The organism is Paenibacillus sp. FSL H8-0034, assembly GCF_038000305.1.
In the GTDB taxonomy this organism is placed as follows: Bacteria; Bacillota; Bacilli; order Paenibacillales; family NBRC-103111; genus Paenibacillus_S.
In genome coordinates, this window is sequence record NZ_JBBOBS010000001.1 from 1,603,765 (window position 1) to 1,623,480 (window position 19,716).

At 48.8% G+C, this 19,716-nt stretch carries 17 protein-coding genes; 14 read left to right on the forward strand and 3 right to left on the reverse strand.

All coding sequences use genetic code 11. The annotated features are described in order from the left end of the window. Positions 1-150: 150 nt before the first annotated feature. The gene (locus tag NST47_RS07300) at positions 151-1,167 is read right to left on the reverse strand and encodes a DMT family transporter (protein WP_341154536.1); all 1,017 of its coding nucleotides are present in this window, start codon (positions 1,165-1,167) and stop codon (positions 151-153) included. 134 nt (positions 1,168-1,301) lie between these two features. Between NST47_RS07300 and NST47_RS07305 the strand changes: the two genes are divergently transcribed. From NST47_RS07305 to NST47_RS07370, 14 genes are all read left to right on the forward strand, one after another. After that, positions 1,302-2,648: an ABC transporter substrate-binding protein gene (locus NST47_RS07305; RefSeq protein ID WP_341154537.1), complete on the forward strand. Its 1,347-nt coding sequence runs from the start codon at positions 1,302-1,304 to the stop codon at positions 2,646-2,648. Beyond that, entirely contained in the window at positions 2,649-3,197 is a 549-nt protein-coding gene (locus tag NST47_RS07310; protein WP_341154538.1) for a hypothetical protein, read from the forward strand. A 128-nt stretch (positions 3,198-3,325) separates the two neighbouring features. Next, complete coding sequence (locus tag NST47_RS07315; protein ID WP_076235112.1) at positions 3,326-4,024, forward strand: FadR/GntR family transcriptional regulator; 699 nt, start codon at positions 3,326-3,328, stop codon at positions 4,022-4,024. A 72-nt stretch (positions 4,025-4,096) separates the two neighbouring features. After that, positions 4,097-5,020, forward strand: coding sequence for a 5-dehydro-4-deoxyglucarate dehydratase (gene kdgD, locus NST47_RS07320; protein WP_341159623.1), 924 nt, complete (start codon positions 4,097-4,099; stop codon positions 5,018-5,020). Positions 5,021-5,073: 53 nt separating this feature from the next. Further along, positions 5,074-6,540: an alpha-ketoglutaric semialdehyde dehydrogenase GucD gene (gene gucD / locus NST47_RS07325; protein WP_341154539.1), complete on the forward strand. Its 1,467-nt coding sequence runs from the start codon at positions 5,074-5,076 to the stop codon at positions 6,538-6,540. Between the two features lie 49 nt (positions 6,541-6,589). Continuing rightward, positions 6,590-7,945, forward strand: a complete 1,356-nt coding sequence (gene gudD / locus NST47_RS07330) for a glucarate dehydratase (RefSeq protein ID WP_341154540.1) — start codon at positions 6,590-6,592, stop codon at positions 7,943-7,945. A gap of 114 nt (positions 7,946-8,059) precedes the next feature. Further along, positions 8,060-10,120, forward strand: a complete 2,061-nt coding sequence (locus NST47_RS07335) for a glycoside hydrolase family 65 (RefSeq protein WP_341154541.1) — start codon at positions 8,060-8,062, stop codon at positions 10,118-10,120. Positions 10,121-10,174: 54 nt separating this feature from the next. Then, complete coding sequence (locus tag NST47_RS07340; protein ID WP_341154542.1) at positions 10,175-11,353, forward strand: iron-containing alcohol dehydrogenase; 1,179 nt, start codon at positions 10,175-10,177, stop codon at positions 11,351-11,353. 147 nt (positions 11,354-11,500) lie between these two features. Further along, positions 11,501-11,890: a hypothetical protein gene (locus NST47_RS07345; RefSeq protein WP_341154543.1), complete on the forward strand. Its 390-nt coding sequence runs from the start codon at positions 11,501-11,503 to the stop codon at positions 11,888-11,890. 101 nt (positions 11,891-11,991) lie between these two features. Continuing rightward, a complete protein-coding gene (locus NST47_RS07350) occupies positions 11,992-13,224 on the forward strand; it encodes a Bcr/CflA family multidrug efflux MFS transporter (protein ID WP_341154544.1) in 1,233 nt (410 codons plus the stop codon). A gap of 89 nt (positions 13,225-13,313) precedes the next feature. Next, complete coding sequence (locus NST47_RS07355) at positions 13,314-15,461, forward strand: ABC transporter transmembrane domain-containing protein (RefSeq protein ID WP_341154545.1); 2,148 nt, start codon at positions 13,314-13,316, stop codon at positions 15,459-15,461. A gap of 23 nt (positions 15,462-15,484) precedes the next feature. Beyond that, positions 15,485-16,003: a hypothetical protein gene (locus NST47_RS07360; protein WP_341154546.1), complete on the forward strand. Its 519-nt coding sequence runs from the start codon at positions 15,485-15,487 to the stop codon at positions 16,001-16,003. A gap of 248 nt (positions 16,004-16,251) precedes the next feature. Then, a complete protein-coding gene (locus tag NST47_RS07365; RefSeq protein WP_341154547.1) occupies positions 16,252-16,668 on the forward strand; it encodes a hypothetical protein in 417 nt (138 codons plus the stop codon). A 160-nt stretch (positions 16,669-16,828) separates the two neighbouring features. Beyond that, the gene (locus NST47_RS07370) at positions 16,829-17,836 is read left to right on the forward strand and encodes a LacI family DNA-binding transcriptional regulator (protein ID WP_341154548.1); all 1,008 of its coding nucleotides are present in this window, start codon (positions 16,829-16,831) and stop codon (positions 17,834-17,836) included. A 32-nt stretch (positions 17,837-17,868) separates the two neighbouring features. Here the strand turns inward: NST47_RS07370 and NST47_RS07375 are convergent, their stop codons facing one another. Continuing rightward, positions 17,869-18,816 (reverse strand): 1-phosphofructokinase family hexose kinase, encoded by a 948-nt coding sequence (locus tag NST47_RS07375; RefSeq protein WP_341154549.1) that lies wholly within the window; start codon positions 18,814-18,816, stop codon positions 17,869-17,871. A 10-nt stretch (positions 18,817-18,826) separates the two neighbouring features. Next, the gene (fba, locus tag NST47_RS07380; protein ID WP_262686138.1) at positions 18,827-19,693 is read right to left on the reverse strand and encodes a class II fructose-1,6-bisphosphate aldolase; all 867 of its coding nucleotides are present in this window, start codon (positions 19,691-19,693) and stop codon (positions 18,827-18,829) included. Positions 19,694-19,716: the final 23 nt, after the last annotated feature.

Sequence of the window (19,716 nt, forward strand, 5' to 3'; positions counted from 1 at the left end):
AGAAAACATTTCGGATATCTACAAGTCCGGTGAATAACGAGCACAGCGGCCAAATGATCCTGGAGAAGCGTCAGCGCTCGCCGGAAACAACAGCGATCGAAAGGATATTTGGTCGCGCAGCGGGACTAATTCACCGTACTTCTAAATTGATCATTGTTTATGCTTTTTCAACAACGGCGCAAGCTGCACAGCAACAATGGCCGTTCCAGCGATACATAACGAGCCTGCTTGCAAATAGGTGATACTGCGTCCGAGAAACAAGATATCCATCAGGGCAACCTCCAGCAGCATTAAATTATTGATAAGGCTGCTTTCATAGGCGCGCAGCTGCTTTTGCGACCAAGCCCAAAGTGTAAAGGCCAACGCTCCATTGATGGGTCCGAGCCATAACAGAATGAGGATCAGCTTTAAAGAGTAAGGTGGAATACCTTCTAGTATGAATCCAGTTAACAGCATACCGGCAGCCCCGATCAGCATTGGTATAAAAACGAGTGCGGAAGGGGCTGTTTGTTTGCGGGTAAGCAAATAACGGGAATAGGTCAAGTGCACAGCGTAGCCAACACAGGATAGCAGGATCAAGCTGATGCCGATCAGGCTGCTTTGGGCAAAATGCCACGGATAATAGTAAAATACGATGCCCACCATAGCTGCGAGAACAGCCAGGAAGGTGGCGCGGCCCTTTAACTCACGCAGCCAAAGCGCGTCAATAACGAGCAGGAACAGCGTATTTCCCACCGATAGGAACATGTTGGACTGCGTAGGGGTCAAATAAAATTGACCTGCATACTGAAGTCCTTGAGCCAGAATAAACCCGGTAATTCCAAGAAACAAGTAGTGCTTCCAGGTCAGCCTCCATTTCCCCTGTGTGACTTCTGAAGAAACGTTCTGGACGTCATTGACACCATTTGCCTGAGCGTGCTTTCGATCACGAAGCCGCAGCACCACCCATAAGGTCAACGCCGCTGCGCTGTAGCGCATGCCTGCAAGGGTAAAGGGACCTACGCTCTCAGCAAACGCATATTGATTCAAAATGTAAGAGGAGGACCACAGCAGCGTTACGAAGACGGCCGCTGCAATGGAAAGCGCACGAATCATCGAAAGCCCCCCGTTTGAACGCTGCCACACCGCTATGTTGCGATTGTTCTTAACTTTCTTTTCTGCATCCATAATAAGCTATTTCCCTTCTCTAACAAGGCTATTGTTAACTTCATAGTAAGCTTGTAAAAAGGGGATAAAAAGAGTAGACTTTCTTTTATTAATTTTCCCCTTTTTGAATCATCACTCTGTTTAAGGAGATTTGTATGCAAATTGCTTATCACTACTTGAAGCTAAGGGAACATGTGGGCTATGCAGAAAAAGAGCCTGTGGAGGTTTCACTGGAGCAGCTTGCAGAAGTGTTGTGCTGTACACCGCGAAATGTGAAGCTGATTGTGAAGCAATGCCAGGAGCTGGGGTGGATCGAATGGCAGCCTGGGCGTGGTAGAGGGAATCGTTCCATAATTACATTTAACATGGAATCGAAAAACGTAATACGCTCATGGGTCCAGACCAAAATAGACAAAGGTCAGTATTCGCAAGCGATAGAGCTTATGCGTAGGTATGATCAGAGCCCGCCTATTCAACAACAAATAACAGAATCGATCTATAAGCAATTTGGCATCCAATCCACGCCATATAAGAAGGGGCACATCGATTTGCTGCGGCTTCCTTTTTACCGGGAAATGCCTCTATTGGATCCGATCAACGCCACGCGGAGGACAGAGCTGCATATGAATGGCCAGCTTTTTGACACACTTGTTGAATGGGATTGTTCCAATGCAGTATTTGTACCCCGGCTTGCTGTGCACTGGGAGCAGAATAGGGATGGGACCGTATGGATGTTTTACTTGCGTAAAGGTGTCCTTTTTCATAATAAAAAAGAGCTGACGTCCGCGGATGTTCATCATACGCTCATGCGTCTTAGCCAGTTAGATTCGGATTGCGCAAATCTGGAGCCGAATAGACTGTGCTGTGAATGGAAGGTGCTTCATATTCGCAAGATAGAAGCCACACATCGGTATGCGCTGCGTATTCAACTGGCTGCACCAAGCTCCTTGCTGCTGCATTATCTGGCTGCACCCAAGGCTTCCATTATTCCATGTCAGACTCACGAAAATAATGAGCGGTTACCAATTGGAACTGGGCCGTTTAAGCTGTTGCGTAATGACGCGGAGATGGTGGTTCTGGAGGCATTCGCGGACTACTACCGGGAGAGGGCACAGCTGGATAAGGTTGAAATTTGGATATTGAAGGAGCTGCTCACACAAAAAATGCCCGATGGTGGTTTAGGCGGACAACCTATGCTTTACACGCATCCGTTCCAAATTCATGCGCATGCTCCAACGGGGACGACGATTATGGAGCAGACGGAGGGAGGCTGTGCGTTCATAATCATGAACAGTCGCAAGCAAGGACCGTTACAGGACTCTGCTATGCGGCACACGCTGCGTAAGCTTTTGCAGCCCGAACAGTGTGTGGCGGAGCTTGGAGGTAATCGGATCGGAGCCGCCTACAGCTTTTTTCCAGATTGGAGTGCAGCAATAGCGACTCAGATAGTGGTAAAGAGCAAGGTTAAGCATGGGACCGAGGACCCTGAGACAGAGCAGTAGGTGGCTACAGCTGCTGCAGCAGATACGACGGTTTCTTTACAAACCAATGGTTATGAAAATTCGCTTCAGCTGTACACGCACTCCATCTTGAACAATTCGCTTGAGCAGACGGCTCATTGGATTCAGCAGCGATGTGCATCCGCAGGCATTCCAGTACATATTCAAGTGCTGCCCTACGAACAATTCAGTCAACCTGGAGCGGTAGATGCTGCGGATATCGTGCTGCTTAACGCTATTACAACGAATAATCGGGAGTGGTCGCTAATGCATGTACTGCTCCATGAAAGCTACGGGGTCCATCGCTTCGTTGATCCGGTATGGTTAATCGAGCTTGATCAAAGGTATGCGGCCATAGCCAATGAAACGGATTCCGCAGCCCGATCCGTACTTTTGCAGGAAGTGGAAACATTGCTGCTGCATCATGATGCGCTGCATTTTCTTTACCATTTGCGGCACGCTGCCTTTTACCATCCGAACCTGCTCGGAACAGAAAAAATCAACCCCTATGGCTGGGTTGATTTTCGTGAGCTGTCACTGCGGCCTGAATAGCTTTTACAGTGTAAAGAGTTTATTTTTTTCAAGCTGCTCTATGTAAACTTTATAATTGACGCGCAATTTAATTTGTCTTACAATATGACTAATGAATCTTACATGCATCATGAAAAGGGGGGATAGGGATGGGAACCGGTCCAAAGGAAGTAACGATGAAATCGATCAAACGGGAAACGATGTCCAAGCAGGTGGTTGATCAGATTATCGAGCTGCTGACGAGTGGACAGCTTCATCCTGGAGATAAGCTGCCGACGGAGGCCGAGCTTACGGATAAGCTGTTTGTCAGCAGACCGGTTCTCCGCGAAGCGTTAAGCTCATTGGAGACGATGGGGATGATCCAGAGGAAGACACGCGAGGGCACTTTTTTTTCCAATAAGATTGGCAGTAAGCCGTTTTCGATTATGCTGGCTTTGTCAGCGGGGGATATTCCTGCCGTAATGGAAGCAAGAATGTCCTTGGAGCTGGGCTTGGTCACGATGGCCGCGGAGAAAATTACCGATAGTCAGCTGGAGCAATTGGCTGAGATTCTGCGTGCGACAGCTCTAAGCAAACAAGGCTATGTGGGACTGGACAAGGAATTTCACCGAACGATTGCCTATAGCGCCAACAATCCAATTCTTGAAGGCAGTATCGACCCGCTGTTGAATATGTTTGATGAAATTGAGAAGCAAATTCCTACGGTGGATCGTGATCATAGGGCGACCATGCAGGAGCACCAAGCGATATTTGAGGCGCTTCAGCAGCATAATCCGCTTGCAGCGCATTCAGCCATGTATCACCATCTCAACCATGTCCGATCAAAAGTGTTGAAGAGTCTGGGATAAGCCGATGTGAATGGCATCTATGTAACCGAAACCGTATTAGTGAATGAAATCATGAAGGGTGGAGAAATGAACATGAATCAGGTCAGACAATCACCAACAGGAATTTTGGGATTTCCCGTAGCACCGATGGATCAACACGGCAAGCTGGACGAGAAAGCTTTGGAGGCGAATATTCAATTTTTGATCAAGGAGGGCTTGTCGTCCATATTCATAGCATGCGGATCTGGTGAGTTTCATGCGCTGTCTCACCGTGATTACAAGTCAATGGTTGAAGTGGCTGTTGCTACTGCCAAAGGCAAGGTGCCTGTCTATACCGGAGTTGGCGGTAATATAAGCCATGCTTTGGAATTAACGGAGCTGTCGGCTGAGCTTGGGGTTGACGGGTATCTGATTTTGCCACCGTATTTGATAGAGCCGGAGCAGGAGGGGCTGTACCAATATTTGAATACAATTATCCAAAGTACAGACTTGAATGCGATCGTATATCAGAGGGATAACTGTGTATGTTCTTTGGAAACGCTTCAACGGTTGCTGGAATCCCCTCAGCTTGTCGGTTTGAAGGACGGCTTGGGCAACATGGATTTGAATATTGAGATGACACAAACCATTGGTAAACGCCTGGAGTGGCTCAATGGGATGCCGATGGCTGAGGTCACAATGCCTGCTTATGTAAATCTGGGCTTCAGAACGTATTCTTCTGCAATTTCCAATTATATTCCGCATATTTCGGCGCTGTTCTTCGATGCCTTGCTGAGCCACAATGACGACCTGCTCCATGAGCTGTATGAGCATGTAATCCTGCCGATTAACAAAATTCGCAAGCAAAGAAAAGGTTATGCCGTTGCTTTAATTAAAGCGGGCATGGAAATCGTCGGTCATCCGGTTGGTACTACTGTTCGTGCACCTATCATTCAGGTGGAAAAAGATCATTACGACAAGCTGGCCCAAATTATCCAGGTTGCTTTCGAGAAGTTTCCAAAGGCAGCAAAATCATAAACGAAATCATATCCTATACAGCATCATAATTTGATAAGACAAGGAGACCGACCATGAGCAGCCCGACTGAAATTCCGACTTATTTAAACTTTATCAATGGACAATGGACACCGGCATCCACAGGTGAAGTGGAGGTTCGCAGTAATCCAGCCAACACCAACGACAAGCTGGGGACGATCGCTATGTCCTCTCTGGACGATTTGAACCTGGCGGTGTCGAGTGCCAAGCAGGCATCCCGAGCGTGGAAAAAGCTGTCAGGCAGCGCACGCGGTGATTACTTGTTCAAGGCAGCCGCTATTCTGGAAAGCAGAGTGGATGAAATTGCCGAAACAATGACCAGAGAAATGGGCAAAACGTTTCCAGAGGCCAAGGGTGAAACCATGCGGGGTGTTGCCATATTACGCTATTATGCGGGAGAAGGCATGCGTTCAATCGGAGATGTGATCCCTTCCACAGACAGTGAAGCGCTGATGCTGACCACACGGGTCCCGCTCGGCGTAGTAGGTGTGATCACGCCGTGGAATTTTCCGGTTGCGATTCCGATTTGGAAAATGGCTCCGGCCTTGATCTACGGCAATACCGTGGTCATCAAACCAGCGGCAGAAACGGGAATTACAGGCGCCAAGGTGATAGAGTGCTTTGCAGCAGCCGGTTTTCCAGCCGGAGTTGTGAATTTGATCAACGGCTCGGGTCCCGTCATCGGCCAAGGCTTGGTTGAGCACCCTGATGTCCATGGTATTACGTTTACCGGTTCAGGAGCAGTTGGCAAACGGATCGGACAGTGGGCCCTGGCTCGCGGCGCCAAGTACCAGCTGGAAATGGGCGGCAAAAATCCGGTGATCGTCACAGCCGATGCCAATTTGGATCTTGCCGTTGAAGCCACCATTAGCGGGGGCCTGCGCTCCACAGGACAGAAATGTACAGCAACGAGCCGGGTTATTGTTCAGAGCGAGGTGTATGAGGCCTTTCAAGACAAGCTGCTGCAAAAGGTACAGCAAATCACTGTAGGCGACGGCATGAAGGACGGCATCTGGATGGGACCTTGTGCGAACGAGAATCAACTGAATAAAGTGCTTTCTTACATAGTGAAGGCCAAATCAGAAGGTGGGAAGCTGGTCGCTGGAGGAAATCGCCTTCAGGGAGAAGGGTATGATCAGGGGTATTTTGTCCAACCGACGGTTTTCTCAGATGTAACGACGGACATGACGATTGCCCAGGAGGAAATTTTTGGACCTGTGCTTGCACTGATGAAGGTGGATTCCGTAGAAGAAGCATTAGCGCTTGCGAATGATGTGGAGTATGGACTTAGTGCCTCGATATTTACAACACGGATTGATCACATGCTGTCCTTTATCAACGAGATGGAAGCAGGGCTTGTGCGCATTAATGCAGAAAGCGCTGGAGTTGAGCTGCAGGCACCGTTCGGCGGGATGAAGCAATCGAGCTCTCATTCTCGTGAGCAGGGACGCGCAGCAATAGAGTTTTATACATCGATTAAAACAGTTTTTATCAAATCCTAGCTCGCGGGCTCACCGTTCTTCCAAACTTGAATAGGAGTGGAGTGACACTATGAATGCTCAACTGACACAGGACAGCGCTCAGGGAACACCGATAATTACGGAAATGCGGGTTATTCCTGTTGCGGGCCATGACAGCATGCTGCTCAATCTGAGCGGTGCGCATAGTCCTTATTTTACAAGAAATGTGGTTATTCTTAAGGATAATGCAGGGCGTACAGGGATTGGCGAGGTGCCTGGAGGCGAACGGATTCGGCAAACGCTGGAGGATGCAAATGCGCTCGTCATCGGTCAATCGATCGGGACGTATAACCAAATTCTCGGTAAGGTTCGCAGGAGCTTTGCTGATAGGGATGCGGGCGGGCGGGGCTTGCAAACCTTTGACTCGCGGATTACGATTCATGCGGTTACAGCTCTTGAGGCTGCATTACTCGATCTGCTGGGCCAATACCTTGGTGTACCTGTTGCCGCCCTACTCGGAGAGGGGCAGCAGCGCGAGTCCGTGGAAATGCTCGGTTATCTGTTCTACATTGGGGATCGCAGCAAGACGGATTTGCCATACCTGAGTGATCTGGAGGCTGAGGACGATTGGCTGCGCCTGCGGCATGAGGAAGCGCTTACGACAGCGTCAATTGTTCGGCTGGCTGAAGCAGCGCATCAACGTTACGGCTTCAACGATTTTAAGCTAAAAGGTGGTGTGCTGCGCGGCTCCGAGGAACTGGAAGCCGTTACGGCGCTGGCTGAGCGTTTCCCACAGGCGAGAATTACGCTTGATCCGAATGGCGCGTGGTCGCTAGAGGAAGCCATCCGGCTGTGCCGCGGACAACAGCATGTGCTAGCTTATGCCGAGGATCCATGTGGTGCGGAACAAGGGTATTCCGGCCGCGAAATCATGGCGGAGTTCAGACGGTCTACCGGACTGCTAACAGCTACGAATATGATTGCCTGCGATTGGCGGGAGATGGGTCACGCGATTCAATTAGGCTCGGTCGATATTCCATTGGCTGATCCGCACTTCTGGACGATGCAGGGCTCGATCCGTGTAGCCCAAATGTGCCATGAATGGGGATTGACTTGGGGCTCGCACTCGAATAATCATTTTGATATCTCGCTGGCGATGTTTACGCATGTTGCTGCAGCCGCACCTGGACATATTACAGCGATCGATACACATTGGATTTGGCAGGACGGTCAACGACTGACCAAGGAGCCTTTGCGAATTAACGAAGGCAGGATCACGGTTCCGACGAAGCCAGGGCTTGGCATTGACATCGATATGGAGCATCTCGAAAGCGCTCATCGGCTCTACCTGGAGAAGGCACTCGGAGCTCGCGATGATGCAATCGCCATGCAGTATCTGAAGCCTGGCTGGAAGTTCAATAATAAGCGTCCCTGCCTGGTTGACTAATAAATAGCGAAAAGGAGGCCAACTGGCGCTCCTTTTTTGTCTTTATCCGTTGGTAGGCTTATACTGGAAAGGAAAACCATTGTTCCATTTTCCCTTATTTAGAAGGAGGACCTTATGCAATCGATTGATAGAAAAGCTTTGGTTAGCCGGCATCATCCTATGATTAGAGAACTGAATCCTGTATCACCCCTTACCGTCGGAAATGGCGAGTTTGCTTTTACTGCCGATCTGACAGGCTTGCAAAGCTTTCCGGAATCGTATCAAATGCCGCTAGGCACGCAATCGCAGTGGGGCTGGCATCAAACGGGAGGCAGCCGGTATACATTGGAGGATGCGCCCATGCAGTCCTTTGAGACCCATGGACGTCAAGTGGAGTATCCATTTGCACCCGGAGATAAGCCGGATATTTTCCACTGGCTGAGGCAAAATCCGCATCGTCTGCAGTTGGGGCAGATCGGGCTTGTGCTCATGACACCAGATGGCCAACGAGTCGGAATTGAACAGCTGGAGCAAACCGAGCAGCAGCTCAACCTGTGGGAGGGCATTCTGACAAGTCAATTTACGGTATCTGGAGCTTCTGTCAAGGTGATCACCTGCTGCCACCCTGACTCCGATCAGCTTGGGATCCATATCGAATCCCCGTTAATAGAGGCAGGCTTACTGCAGCTGTCCATTCAATTTCCTTCGTCAACCATGACTGCGAAGGAATGGCGCAGCGCGCTTGACTTGGAATGGCAGCATGAAACGCATCGCACAGAGTGGGTGGAGGTATCGGCCAGCAGCGGCACGTTTGAACGGACATTGGACGAGGATCGCTATAAGGTAACCTGCCATTGGAATGAGGGCGAGCTGAAGCAGGAAGGGCCTCATCAGTATCGGATTATTCCCGGTAAAAATGGCCATTCGTTCTCTACTGTGATCGGATTTATGCCTAATGCAATTAATCTGACAGCGCTTACTTTTGATGAGATTCGGACTGCCAGTATGGAGCATTGGGAACATTTCTGGCTGAGTGGCGGAGCTGTAGAGCTTGCCGGCAGCACGGATGCGGGTGCGCTTGAGCTGGAAAGACGTATCGTACTGTCTCAATTCGTTACGGCAATTCATTGCGCGGGATCCCTTCCTCCTCAGGAAACCGGATTATTATATAATTCCTGGTATGGCAAATTTCACTTGGAAATGCATTGGTGGCATGCGGTACATTTTGCGTTGTGGGGCCGTACGCATTTGCTTAAAAAGAGTCTTGGATGGTACCGGGATATACTGCCGGTAGCAAAAAAGCTTGCTCGTGATCAAGGATATCCAGGAGCGAGATGGCCCAAAATGGTTGGACCGGATGGACGGCAAAGCCCTTCCCCAATCGGGAATTTACTCATCTGGCAGCAGCCGCATCCCATTGTGTATGCAGAGCTCTGTTATCGAGCCGAGCCTACACTGGATACACTGAATGAATTTGCTGACATCGTCCTGGAGTCAGCGGAATTTATGGCTTCCTATGCACATTGGGATGAGCAGAGTGGGCGATATGTGCTCGGCCCGCCGCTGATTCCGGCACAGGAAAATTTTGCTGCGGAGGAAACATGGAATCCGACCTTTGAGCTGGAATATTGGATGCAAGGACTGGAGATCGCTCAGGCGTGGCGTTCACGGCTTGGTATGGAACCAACACCGGAATGGAACCGTATTATTGAATTGTTATCCGTGCTTCCTGTTCATAACGGTGTATATATAGCCCACGAAAATCGTCCCGATACTTTCCTGACGGATAATACCGATCACCCTTCGATGCTCGGTGCATTTGGCATATTGCCAGGCAAAAAGGCGGATCGTTCGATCATGAAAGCGACCCTGCTCAAGGTGATGCAGGAGTGGAATTGGCAGACCTCCTGGGGCTGGGATTTCCCGATGGCTGCGATGACGGCAGGGCGTCTGGAGGATGGGCGTTTAGCGGTAGACATTTTATTGCGGGACGAAGTGAAAAATACATACCTGCCTAATGGACATAATTATCAGAATGCGTCTCTGATGGCTTATTTGCCTGGCAATGGCGGGTTATTAACTGCGGTTGCGATGATGGCCTGCGGATGGGATAACGGACCAGCTATCCATGCACCAGGCTTTCCGACTGATGGCACGTGGGAGGTTCGGTTTGAAGGCTTGTCGAAATGGATGTAAATGCTAAGTCGCAAGTAGGGCATTCACTATGATAATCGAAAAGAGGTGCCAGTCATGAACACTTTTTCTACGTTCCAGCTACCGCAGCAGGTCATCTATGGTCATCATGCTTTGACCCAGCTAGGACTCCAGACTACTAGGCTGGGTAGAACGGCTTTGTTAATCAGTGATCGCATCATGGAGAAACTCGGGACCGTTCAACAATGCCAGCAGCATTTGGAGGAAGTCGGTATTGTGCCTGTTTGCTATTTGGATGTCAATTCGGAACCGACCGATTTTCATGTATCCGAAGCTCTTGCTGTTTGTCTGGAGCACCAATGCGATGTCATTATTGCGGTTGGTGGCGGGAGCTGTATAGATGCTGCCAAAGCCGTCTCCGTATTGGCCACAAATGGTGGACAGCTTGGAGATTATGTGGGTGGTAAAGCTGTGCTATCGGCACCGCCTATTCCGTTGATTGCCATTCCAACAACAGCAGGAACGGGATCAGAAATGACTAATGTGACGGTCATTATCAACACACTTAACGATGTGAAAATGATGGTCAAGCACACTGCCTTTCTTCCAAGCGTAGCCATTGTCGATCCTATGCTTACTGTATCAACGCCGCAGAGCGTTACAGCTGCCACGGGCATAGATGCGCTCTGTCATGCAATAGAAGCCTACATCTCCCGCAAAGCACAGCCGATGACAGATCAATTAGCCCTGTCTGCGGTAGCACTGATTTCCCAAAACTTACGTAAGGCCTACACGGATGGCTCAGACCTGGAAGCCAGAGAACAAATGGCATTGGCTTCGATGCAGGCAGGGGCTGCTTTCTCTAATGCGTCCGTTACATTGGTACACGGGATGTCCCGCCCCATTGGAGCTATATTTCATGTTCCACACGGTATCTCGAACGCCATGCTGCTTCCCGCGATATTGGAATTCAGTAAAGATCGTGCTATCGAAAGATTAGCTGTTGTCGGACGTTTATTCCGCCCCGATTTATCTCAGCTTTCCGATCAGAAAATGGTTGAGGTAGCGATTCAAGAAGTGAAGGGGTTATGTAAGGACCTGCAAATAACGAATTTGGAAAACTGGGGCATTGACAAGCTGAAATTTCAGGAAGCGGTTTCCAAAATGGCCGTGGATGCTCTGGCTAGTGGAAGCCCTGGCAACAACCCTCGCGTCCCTACGGTTGAAGAAATGATCGAGCTTTATCATACATGCTACAGCTATTCCTTCTCTTAACAGGAATGAAAGGAAAACCGATATCATACAATGAAGCCAACTGTCACGACAGTTGGCTTGTACTGCATTCCATCGAAGCGAAAAATCATTGCAAATTTGCAAAAACGTGATATCATTTTTTGTAGAACAATAAATAAAGGAGGAGCTATGAAGGAGCTCACTTTCGAATCATGGCAGCAGTACCTGGCATTTATACAGCACAAGTTCATGCAAAAGGGCCACAAGAAAGGACTGGAAGGTGACGCGCTTGCGGAGTACGTGAATAAGCACGAGCAGAATGCCGCTTTGGTCTGGGCAGAAAATGATGGCGATACCTGCATCAAGCAGCAGGGTTATATAACGCTTCTAGTCTGGAAGGATGAACAGGGTCAACGAAGAATTGGAAGAGGAAGACCGAAAAAGTCGAGCTGCGAAAAGCTCAATCATTCAATCCATGTGCGTCTGGATGATGCAGCCTATGCGAAATTAAACAGCTATTGCCAGGAAAAAAAGCTCGATTTGTCTGAGGCGATACGATTTTTGATCGATACTTTATAGCATTGGAATGTACATGTGTTTAGTAGAGCTGAACGAAGACATCTTCGGAGGCAGCCATCGTTCAGTTGTTATATTCTTATAAAGGTGGTTAACAAATTAGCATGAATAGTTCAATTAATAGTACAAAGGCTGCACCCCAGCCGGTCACGCGGGGGAATAAGCTGTGGATGGTGCTTGTGCTTGGCTCTTTGGCAGCCTTTGCCCCTCTGTCCATTGATATGTATTTGCCAGCGCTGCCTGCAATAGCCGGGGAATACAGCACCAGCGCGTCACTTGTTCAGCTTAGTCTTACTTTTTTTCTGCTCGGATCTGCACTTGGACAATTGTTTGCCGGGCCGATCAGTGATGTTCGCGGCCGTCGGATGCCGCTTCTGGTTGGTCTGGGTCTGTATGCCGTTACTTCGTTGTTATGTGCATTCAGCCCTTCGGTCGAAAGCCTGATTATTCTCCGTTTTGTCCAGGGACTGGCTGGCTCTGCCGGAATTGTCATCTCGCGTGCGATTGTACGAGACCTGTATTCGGGAACGGAGCTGACGAAGTTTTTTACACTTTTGATGCTGGTGAATGGGGTAGCGCCAATCCTTGCTCCGATCGCTGGAGGACAGCTCATGAGGGTAACCTCGTGGCATGGCGTATTTATCGTATTATGTGTTTTGGGCATGGTGATGCTTGCTGCGGTGTTCTTCGGTTTGCGTGAAACGCTGCCGAATCAATTGCGTTCCAAGGGCGGCATTGGCAACACCTTGTCGACCTTTCGCGGCCTGCTTGTAGACCGTGTGTTCATGGGGTATGCGATTGCGCAAGGGTTGGTTTTTGCAGCCATGTTTGCTTATATATCGGGCTCACCGTTTGTGCTTCAGGAGATCTTTCATGTATCACCGCAAATGTTTGCCGTATTTTTTGGAATTAACGGTATTGGCATCATTATTGCCGGTCAAATCACGGGTAGGCTGGTAGGCCGATTAGGTGAAACGAAGCTGCTGATCACAGGTCTCGGTATTTCATCTTGCGGTGGTATACTGCTGCTGCTTATGATCGTAACAGGTGCAGGTCTGTATGCGATTCTGCCTGCTCTATTTATGGTCGTGTCGAGTGTCGGTATCGTATCTTCAACCGGGTTCTCATTAGCGATGCAAAACCAAAGCAAGTCTGCAGGCACGGCATCGGCGCTGCTTGGTGTACTCTCGCTTTTGCTGGGTGGCGTTGTAGCTCCGCTTGTTGGTCTGGGTGGAAGCCAATCTGCCTTACCGATGGGCCTCGTTATTGCCTGCACATCTGTAGGCGCTGTGATCGTATACGTATTTATGGTGCGCCGCAAAGCACCTGTCTCATAAATTCAGAAGGCGCCGCCTGGCCAAGCTATCGTTTACAGCGGTCATGAACTGCTGTAATCTATAGCTATTGGAAGGCGGGCGATATTCTTATGCAATTTTTTCGAACCTTGATGCCCTATTTGCTGCAAAATAAGCTATTGGGCATATTTTTTATATGTGGTGTTATAGTCGAAGTTGTTTATTTGGTAGCAGCGCCGCTAAGCCTGAAATATTTGGTAGATGAAGCGTTTGTACCAAAAAACTTCCAAGTTTTCGTTGTCATATTAAGCATTTTGGTCATTGGTGGTGTGTTAAGCGTCTGTGCCGGTACCGGCGGTGATTATGCCCTTAACAAGTTGAGCGGGAGGGTCATTCAGAGGCTCAGGACAGAACTATTTGCCCATATGCAAAAGCAATCGCTTCCTTTTTTTGAAAAATATCGGGTAGGCGATCTTGTCTCCCGTTTTTCGTCTGATATGGCTTCTATTGAAAGAGTGATTTGTCAATCGTTTCCCTTTCTTATTAAAGAAACGTTAAGCATTCTGATGGGGCTAGTCATGCTGTTGGTATTAGAATGGAAGCTTACTTTGGCGATGCTGATCGGTTCCATATTGATGTTTATCGGACCTAAGCTGCTGCAGGGCAGGGCAGAAGCCAGTAATGCTAAGTATAAAGAAGCGCAAGAGCAATTTTCCAATATGATCGATGAAACGGTCAAAGGCTATAAAACCGTTAAAGCGTTACATCAACAGGACAGGCTTCTGCAGCGTGCCCAAGGGCAAATTCGAGATTTGCTCTCTCTTGGTTTAAACATGCACATCTTGAATTCGCTGCTTGAACGGCTGCCGCTAACCGTACTGCTGGTGCTGAACGGGATGATGATCGGCTTTGGAGGTTATTTGATCTTTCATGATGAAATGACAGTTGGTGACTTTATTGCCTTCTTTACTTTATTTATGAGTGTTGGTCAATCTGCATCGAACCTTTCCTATTTGATACCTAACCTTATTGATTCCAGCATCAGCTTCAAACGAATAGCGGAAATATTGAATCATCAACCAAGTGTGCCGGAAGCATCTGACCCCGTTGCTCTGCCTCCCCTGGACAAATACATAGAAATGAATCAGGTAACCTTTGGTTTCACAGAGGGGACGGAACAGATCAAGGAGGTCAGCTTGCGTATCGCTGCCGGCAGCTATGCGGCGTTTGTAGGTCCAAGCGGCTCAGGTAAAAGCACAGCCTTACAGCTTTTGTCGCGTTTTTACGATCCAAGGCAAGGCTCCGTTCGTATCGATGGTTATGATCTGAAAACCGTAAGCGAGGCTTCCTTAAGGAGGCAAATGGACATTGTGTTCCAGGACACGTTCCTGTTTAATACGACAATCAGGGATAATCTGCGGCTTGGCAGCGAACTGGTTACAGATGCCGAGATGATGGAAGCGGCCGAGCTGGCCCGCATTCATGAAACCTTGATAAGCTGGCCAGAGGGCTACGATACGCTGATCAACAATGAAGGAGCATCGCTTTCAGGCGGGCAGCGCCAGCGAATTTCGATTGCAAGGGCGCTGCTGAGGCAGCCGAGACTGCTGCTGCTGGATGAGGTAACTTCAGCTCTCGACCCTGCCACTGAGGCTGACATCAATCAGACTATCCAACAGCTGAGGCATCATACGACGATTATTTCCGTCACGCATCGATTGTCGTCAATCGTGAATGCAGATGTGATTTTTGTTTTTAAAGACGGCAGGATCGTCGAGTCGGGAACCCATCAGGAGCTGCTGCAGCAGTCTGGACTGTACCATGAAATGTGGGAAAAACAGCATGGCTTTATGCTATCTCAGGACGGGCTTCATGCCACAGTCGATGGACACCGATTAGCGAAGTTTCCATTTTTCGCTGGAGTTGATTCGCTGCTCCTGCAGAACATTTCCACTCTGTTTTCTACGGAGACCTTCAAGGAAGGCGACACCGTCGTCCAGGAAGGGGATCAGGGAGACAAATTTTACATCATCGTTCGAGGCAAGTTCGAAATTCTGAAAAGCTTTCAGAGTAGCAGCTTGCAGCGGGTTGCGACGCTGCAGGATGGGGATCATTTTGGCGAAATCGCCCTATTAAAGGGAATCCCTCGAACGGCCACAGTGAGGGCAATGGGTCCTTCGGTATTGCTATCTGTGAGACGGGAAGCTTTTCTGGAATTAACCGCGAAGTATCCGCAAATTTTTACCGTTGTGGAACGAACCTTGAAGGAGCGAATCTAATCGAAAGGAGCGGAACGTTGTCCATGACTATTTATTGTAAACGCTGTGCGACCGATGATGATTATGCCAAAGCGAGTCTGTTTATGCTGCAGAATAAGACAGAGCTGCATCCCGGCTTAAGCACCGTGGATATTATTACGCTGCTTTACTATTATATGACTGCTGGCAGCCTGATTATGGTTATGGATGCAGATGAACATATGCTGGCTGTGGGTGCATACTATATGGGTACGCCTGAACAGGAATTTGTGGATAAACAACGGGTTGTGTTGGTCGATAATGTGATCGTAGCCAGATCATATCGAAGCACTCGTGTATTTATTCGTGGTTTTCGATATTTGCTGAGCCAGATTATCGAGGATAATCAAGAAGTACAAGAATTTCGCTTCGTCGCGCTTTCCGAGAATACGTATTTACAGAAGCTCTATCCCAAGTTTGCTAGTTTCATAGGCAGTCGGGAAGGGACAATAGGTACCGAAGACATATACAGTGTTGAAATTCACAAATTAAGGACTTTTTTGGATCGATTCGCTAGGATATAATAAAGCTACTAGGAAATACACTTAGTGACAAAGGAGGCATATGCTATGTTCCCAATCCCCCCCAACTTAAAAGGTAACAGTAAGGGTGGCGGTTTATCGAAAATCGTGAAAACCAATGATAACCTAAGAGTACAACCTCAATAATGGTACTTCAATTTCGCCTTAGTCAGTTTGAAATGGATCTGGAATTATATATATCTTTTTTGCTCGAACACCATGGTGAACTGAATTTACCTTATTCGTTTGCAATGAAACTGAGTTTTATCGCCAGTCCCTTGGTCTTAGGTAAAGCATTGATGATTTTCAACGAAGAGCCATATGAGATGATCGGGACTGCAGGTTTTGTCTATGGAACCAGTGCCCATGATTATGAAGATCGGCATATTTGTCAGGTGGAGGTAGCCTTTATTCAAAAGGCCTATCGTCAAACTTCTGTATTTGCTCAGGGTTTAAGAGAATTGGTTCGAGTCATTAAAGCGGATAACGAAGCTGTGCAGCAGGTTCAGTTCTGGACGCCTGTTGATCAGCCCGATCTGGACAGGCTTTTGGGCAGATTCACTTTATTGCCTCATGCAACGAAGTCGATCGTGAACAATATGGCCTTCTACACCATTCCATTCGATGAACTCGAGTCCTATTGCAATCGTTTGCGGGATTTCAGGTGATTGGCTCACAACATAGGTAAGGACTCAGGTACCCGTTGGGTGCCTTTTTATTTATTCACTAAAACGTCCAGATGCATTGCAAAATCGCAGTAATTCTCTTATATTTAGGTAAAGCGCTTAATCGTCTGCTTTAATTTGTTTGCGGAAAGTTGGGTATGGCATGAAGGTTACTATCTACGATATTGCCAAGGAAGCGGGTGTCTCTATAGCTACCGTGTCCAAGGTTATTAACCGTGGGGGACGCATAAGCGAAAAGACTCGTAATAAAGTCATTAAAATTATGGAGGAGCTGAATTATCAGCCAAGCGTTGTTGCATCGGCTTTAACCGGCAAGCAAACCTATACGCTGGGACTGCTGCTGCCGGATTTGGCGAATCCTTTTTTTGCGGAGATTGCGAGAAGTATAGAGGATCGTGCCCAGGAAATGGGCTTTAACGTCGTCATTTGCAGTACGGATAACAGTCTGGATAAAGAAGAACGCTACATCTCATTGTTAAAGCAAAAAAGCGTCGATGGCATCATTATCGCAACAGGGGTTCGCAATGATGCTTTATTAAAGGAATTGGTTCGGCAGAAGCTCCCCGTTGCACTTATCGCGCGGGATATGCCGGCTGTCGCTGTGGATATCGTGCTGGTCGATGATTTTCAGGGTGGATATTTGGCGACCTCTTATTTGATCCAAAATGGTCATAAGCAGATTGCCGTAATTGCCGAGGATACCGAAGTCATGAGCAGCAAGGAGCGGATTCGCGGCTATCGGCATGCCTTGGAGGAGGCGGGGATTCCATTTCATCCTGAGCTGGTGCGCATCAGTGATTTTAGTGTGAAAAGCGGCAAAATAGCTGCAGGTGAGCTGCTGCAGGGACTTAAAGCTTGTACGGCCGTGTTTGCCTGTAATGATTTGTTGGCCATCGGTACGATTCAGGCTGCACGCGAAATGAAGCTGTCCATCCCTGACGATTTATCGGTCGTAGGGTTCGATAATACGATTCTGGCCACGATCGTGGACCCGCCGCTCACGACGATAGCCCAGCCGATTCAGGACATGGGGGCTCAGGTCGTCAATATGATTCTTCGCCATATTAATGGCGGTCATACGATGAATCAGCGAATGGTGCTGCCACCAGAGCTTGTTATTCGCTCGTCGGTATCCAAGCCGAGGAAATAAAAAAGCAGGAAAAAGCTTGTATAGTCGATTCGCTATACAAGCTCTACGGTAATTTCTGTTTGTAAACGATCTACATCATGAAGCTGCACATAACCTGCACGTTCCGTCAATGCATTCGCTGAAGCAACGGCAGAAGCGTACTGCAAGCAGGTGGGAAACGGGAGGTTTTGAGCAGTAGCCATTGCCATGCCAGCGACAAAGGAATCTCCGCAGCCAACGGTATTGACTACCTGAATAGGAGGGCCCTGTACCCGATATAATACTCCTTCATAAGCACTGATCGAACCCGCTGCTCCCAGAGAAACGGTCACACGCGGGATGCCCTGTTGCTGCAAGCGAAGCAAGCCCTCGGCTCGGTCAATATCTGGTTGATCCTCGGTATTGCCCCCAATGAAAGCCCCAAGCAGAGTAGTGACCTCATCTTCGTTAGGCTTCACAAAATCAGGCTGCGCACCTACCCCTTGCAGCAGCGCATTACCACTCGTATCGAGAAAAGCAAGCGCTCCGGCTTGCTTCACAATACGGATCAGCTGTGCGTAGCCGTCGGTGGGTACGCCCTGCGGTAAGCTTCCCGAGAAGCATACGATACGCGACTGTGCAGCGAGACCAGCCAGCTTGGCCTGGAAAAGCTGCCAGGTTGCAGCCGAAATCCATGGGCCTTGCTCCAGAACCTCAGTTGAAGAGCCCTTCGATTCATCAATCATGTTCAGGCATAGCCGTGATTCTTCCTCGATCTGTACAAAATCATGCTTGATTCCTTGCGCATCCAATTTTTGTTCGATGAACCGGCCATTATGACCGCCAATGATACCGGTAGCTAGAACCGGATAGCCCAGCTGCTGAATAACACGGGCTACATTGATCCCCTTGCCACCCGGCTCGGCGTACATCTGTCGTACCCGGGATACCTGTCCGAGTGGAAAGCTGTGTATATAGTAGGTTTTATCGATGGCTGCGTTCAGGGTTACGGTAGTAATCATGAGTGCCTCCTTAGCGGATACCGGACGCTTTACCGATGCTGCCAAGCATCCGCATTTTTTCCATTGCCGCTTCTTTTACGGCTTTTTTGGCAGGCACCATATATTTACGTGGATCGTTTTCATCCGGATTGTGCGCGAATACCTGTTTAATGGCATCGGAGAAGACGATGCGTATTTCGGTGGCGATATTCATTTTGGACATGCCCAGCGAGATACAGCGTTTGACCTGCTCCTCGGGAATACCTGAGCCACCATGCAGCACGAGTGGAACCGCTACGCGATCAGCCACCTGACGGATTCGCTCAAAATCGATATTCGGGTCGCCCTTGTAAATGCCGTGCGCGGTTCCAATGGCAGGAGCCAATGTGGGAACTCCGGTAAGCTCAATAAAGCGGGCACATTCCTCTGGGTCAGCTAATAGCGCTTCGTGCTCGGCGACTACGATATCGTCCTCAACGCCGCCAACCTTCCCAAGCTCGGCTTCCACATTCACACCAGCAGCGCGGGCGATGTCCACGATCCGTTTGGTTTGCGCCACATTTTCCTCAAAAGCAAACATCGACGCATCAATCATGACTGAGGTATAGCCTGCGCGGATGCAGTGAATGATCATATCAAAATCGGTGCAATGGTCCAGATGAAGTGCAATGGGAACACCCGAACGATTGGCGGCAGTGGTCGCAGCTGCGACCAAATAGTCAGCTCCCAGATGCTTGACCGTTCCTACTGTTGATTGCAGAATGAGCGGGGAATTCGTTTCCTCCGCAGCGTCTACCACGGCTTGCAGCATTTCCAAGGTGTGTACGTTAAAAGCGCCAATCCCATAACCTTGGCTGCGGGCAACTTGCAATAAGGCTGTCGATGAAACTAACGGCATGGATGATTCCTCCTAAGAGTGTT

Bases quoted from the DNA above. Each gene is read 5' to 3' on its own strand.
- NST47_RS07300 (WP_341154536.1), bottom strand. From the start codon at position 1,167: ATGGATGCAGAAAAGAAAGTTAAGAACAATCGCAACATAGCGGTGTGG.
- NST47_RS07305 (WP_341154537.1), top strand. From the start codon at position 1,302: ATGCAAATTGCTTATCACTACTTGAAGCTAAGGGAACATGTGGGCTAT.
- NST47_RS07315 (WP_076235112.1), top strand. From the start codon at position 3,326: ATGGGAACCGGTCCAAAGGAAGTAACGATGAAATCGATCAAACGGGAA.
- kdgD (WP_341159623.1), top strand. From the start codon at position 4,097: ATGAATCAGGTCAGACAATCACCAACAGGAATTTTGGGATTTCCCGTA.
- gucD (WP_341154539.1), top strand. From the start codon at position 5,074: ATGAGCAGCCCGACTGAAATTCCGACTTATTTAAACTTTATCAATGGA.
- gudD (WP_341154540.1), top strand. From the start codon at position 6,590: ATGAATGCTCAACTGACACAGGACAGCGCTCAGGGAACACCGATAATT.
- NST47_RS07335 (WP_341154541.1), top strand. From the start codon at position 8,060: ATGCAATCGATTGATAGAAAAGCTTTGGTTAGCCGGCATCATCCTATG.
- NST47_RS07340 (WP_341154542.1), top strand. From the start codon at position 10,175: ATGAACACTTTTTCTACGTTCCAGCTACCGCAGCAGGTCATCTATGGT.
- NST47_RS07345 (WP_341154543.1), top strand. From the start codon at position 11,501: ATGAAGGAGCTCACTTTCGAATCATGGCAGCAGTACCTGGCATTTATA.
- NST47_RS07350 (WP_341154544.1), top strand. From the start codon at position 11,992: ATGAATAGTTCAATTAATAGTACAAAGGCTGCACCCCAGCCGGTCACG.
- NST47_RS07355 (WP_341154545.1), top strand. From the start codon at position 13,314: ATGCAATTTTTTCGAACCTTGATGCCCTATTTGCTGCAAAATAAGCTA.
- NST47_RS07360 (WP_341154546.1), top strand. From the start codon at position 15,485: ATGACTATTTATTGTAAACGCTGTGCGACCGATGATGATTATGCCAAA.
- NST47_RS07365 (WP_341154547.1), top strand. From the start codon at position 16,252: ATGAAACTGAGTTTTATCGCCAGTCCCTTGGTCTTAGGTAAAGCATTG.
- NST47_RS07370 (WP_341154548.1), top strand. From the start codon at position 16,829: ATGAAGGTTACTATCTACGATATTGCCAAGGAAGCGGGTGTCTCTATA.
- NST47_RS07375 (WP_341154549.1), bottom strand. From the start codon at position 18,816: ATGATTACTACCGTAACCCTGAACGCAGCCATCGATAAAACCTACTAT.
- fba (WP_262686138.1), bottom strand. From the start codon at position 19,693: ATGCCGTTAGTTTCATCGACAGCCTTATTGCAAGTTGCCCGCAGCCAA.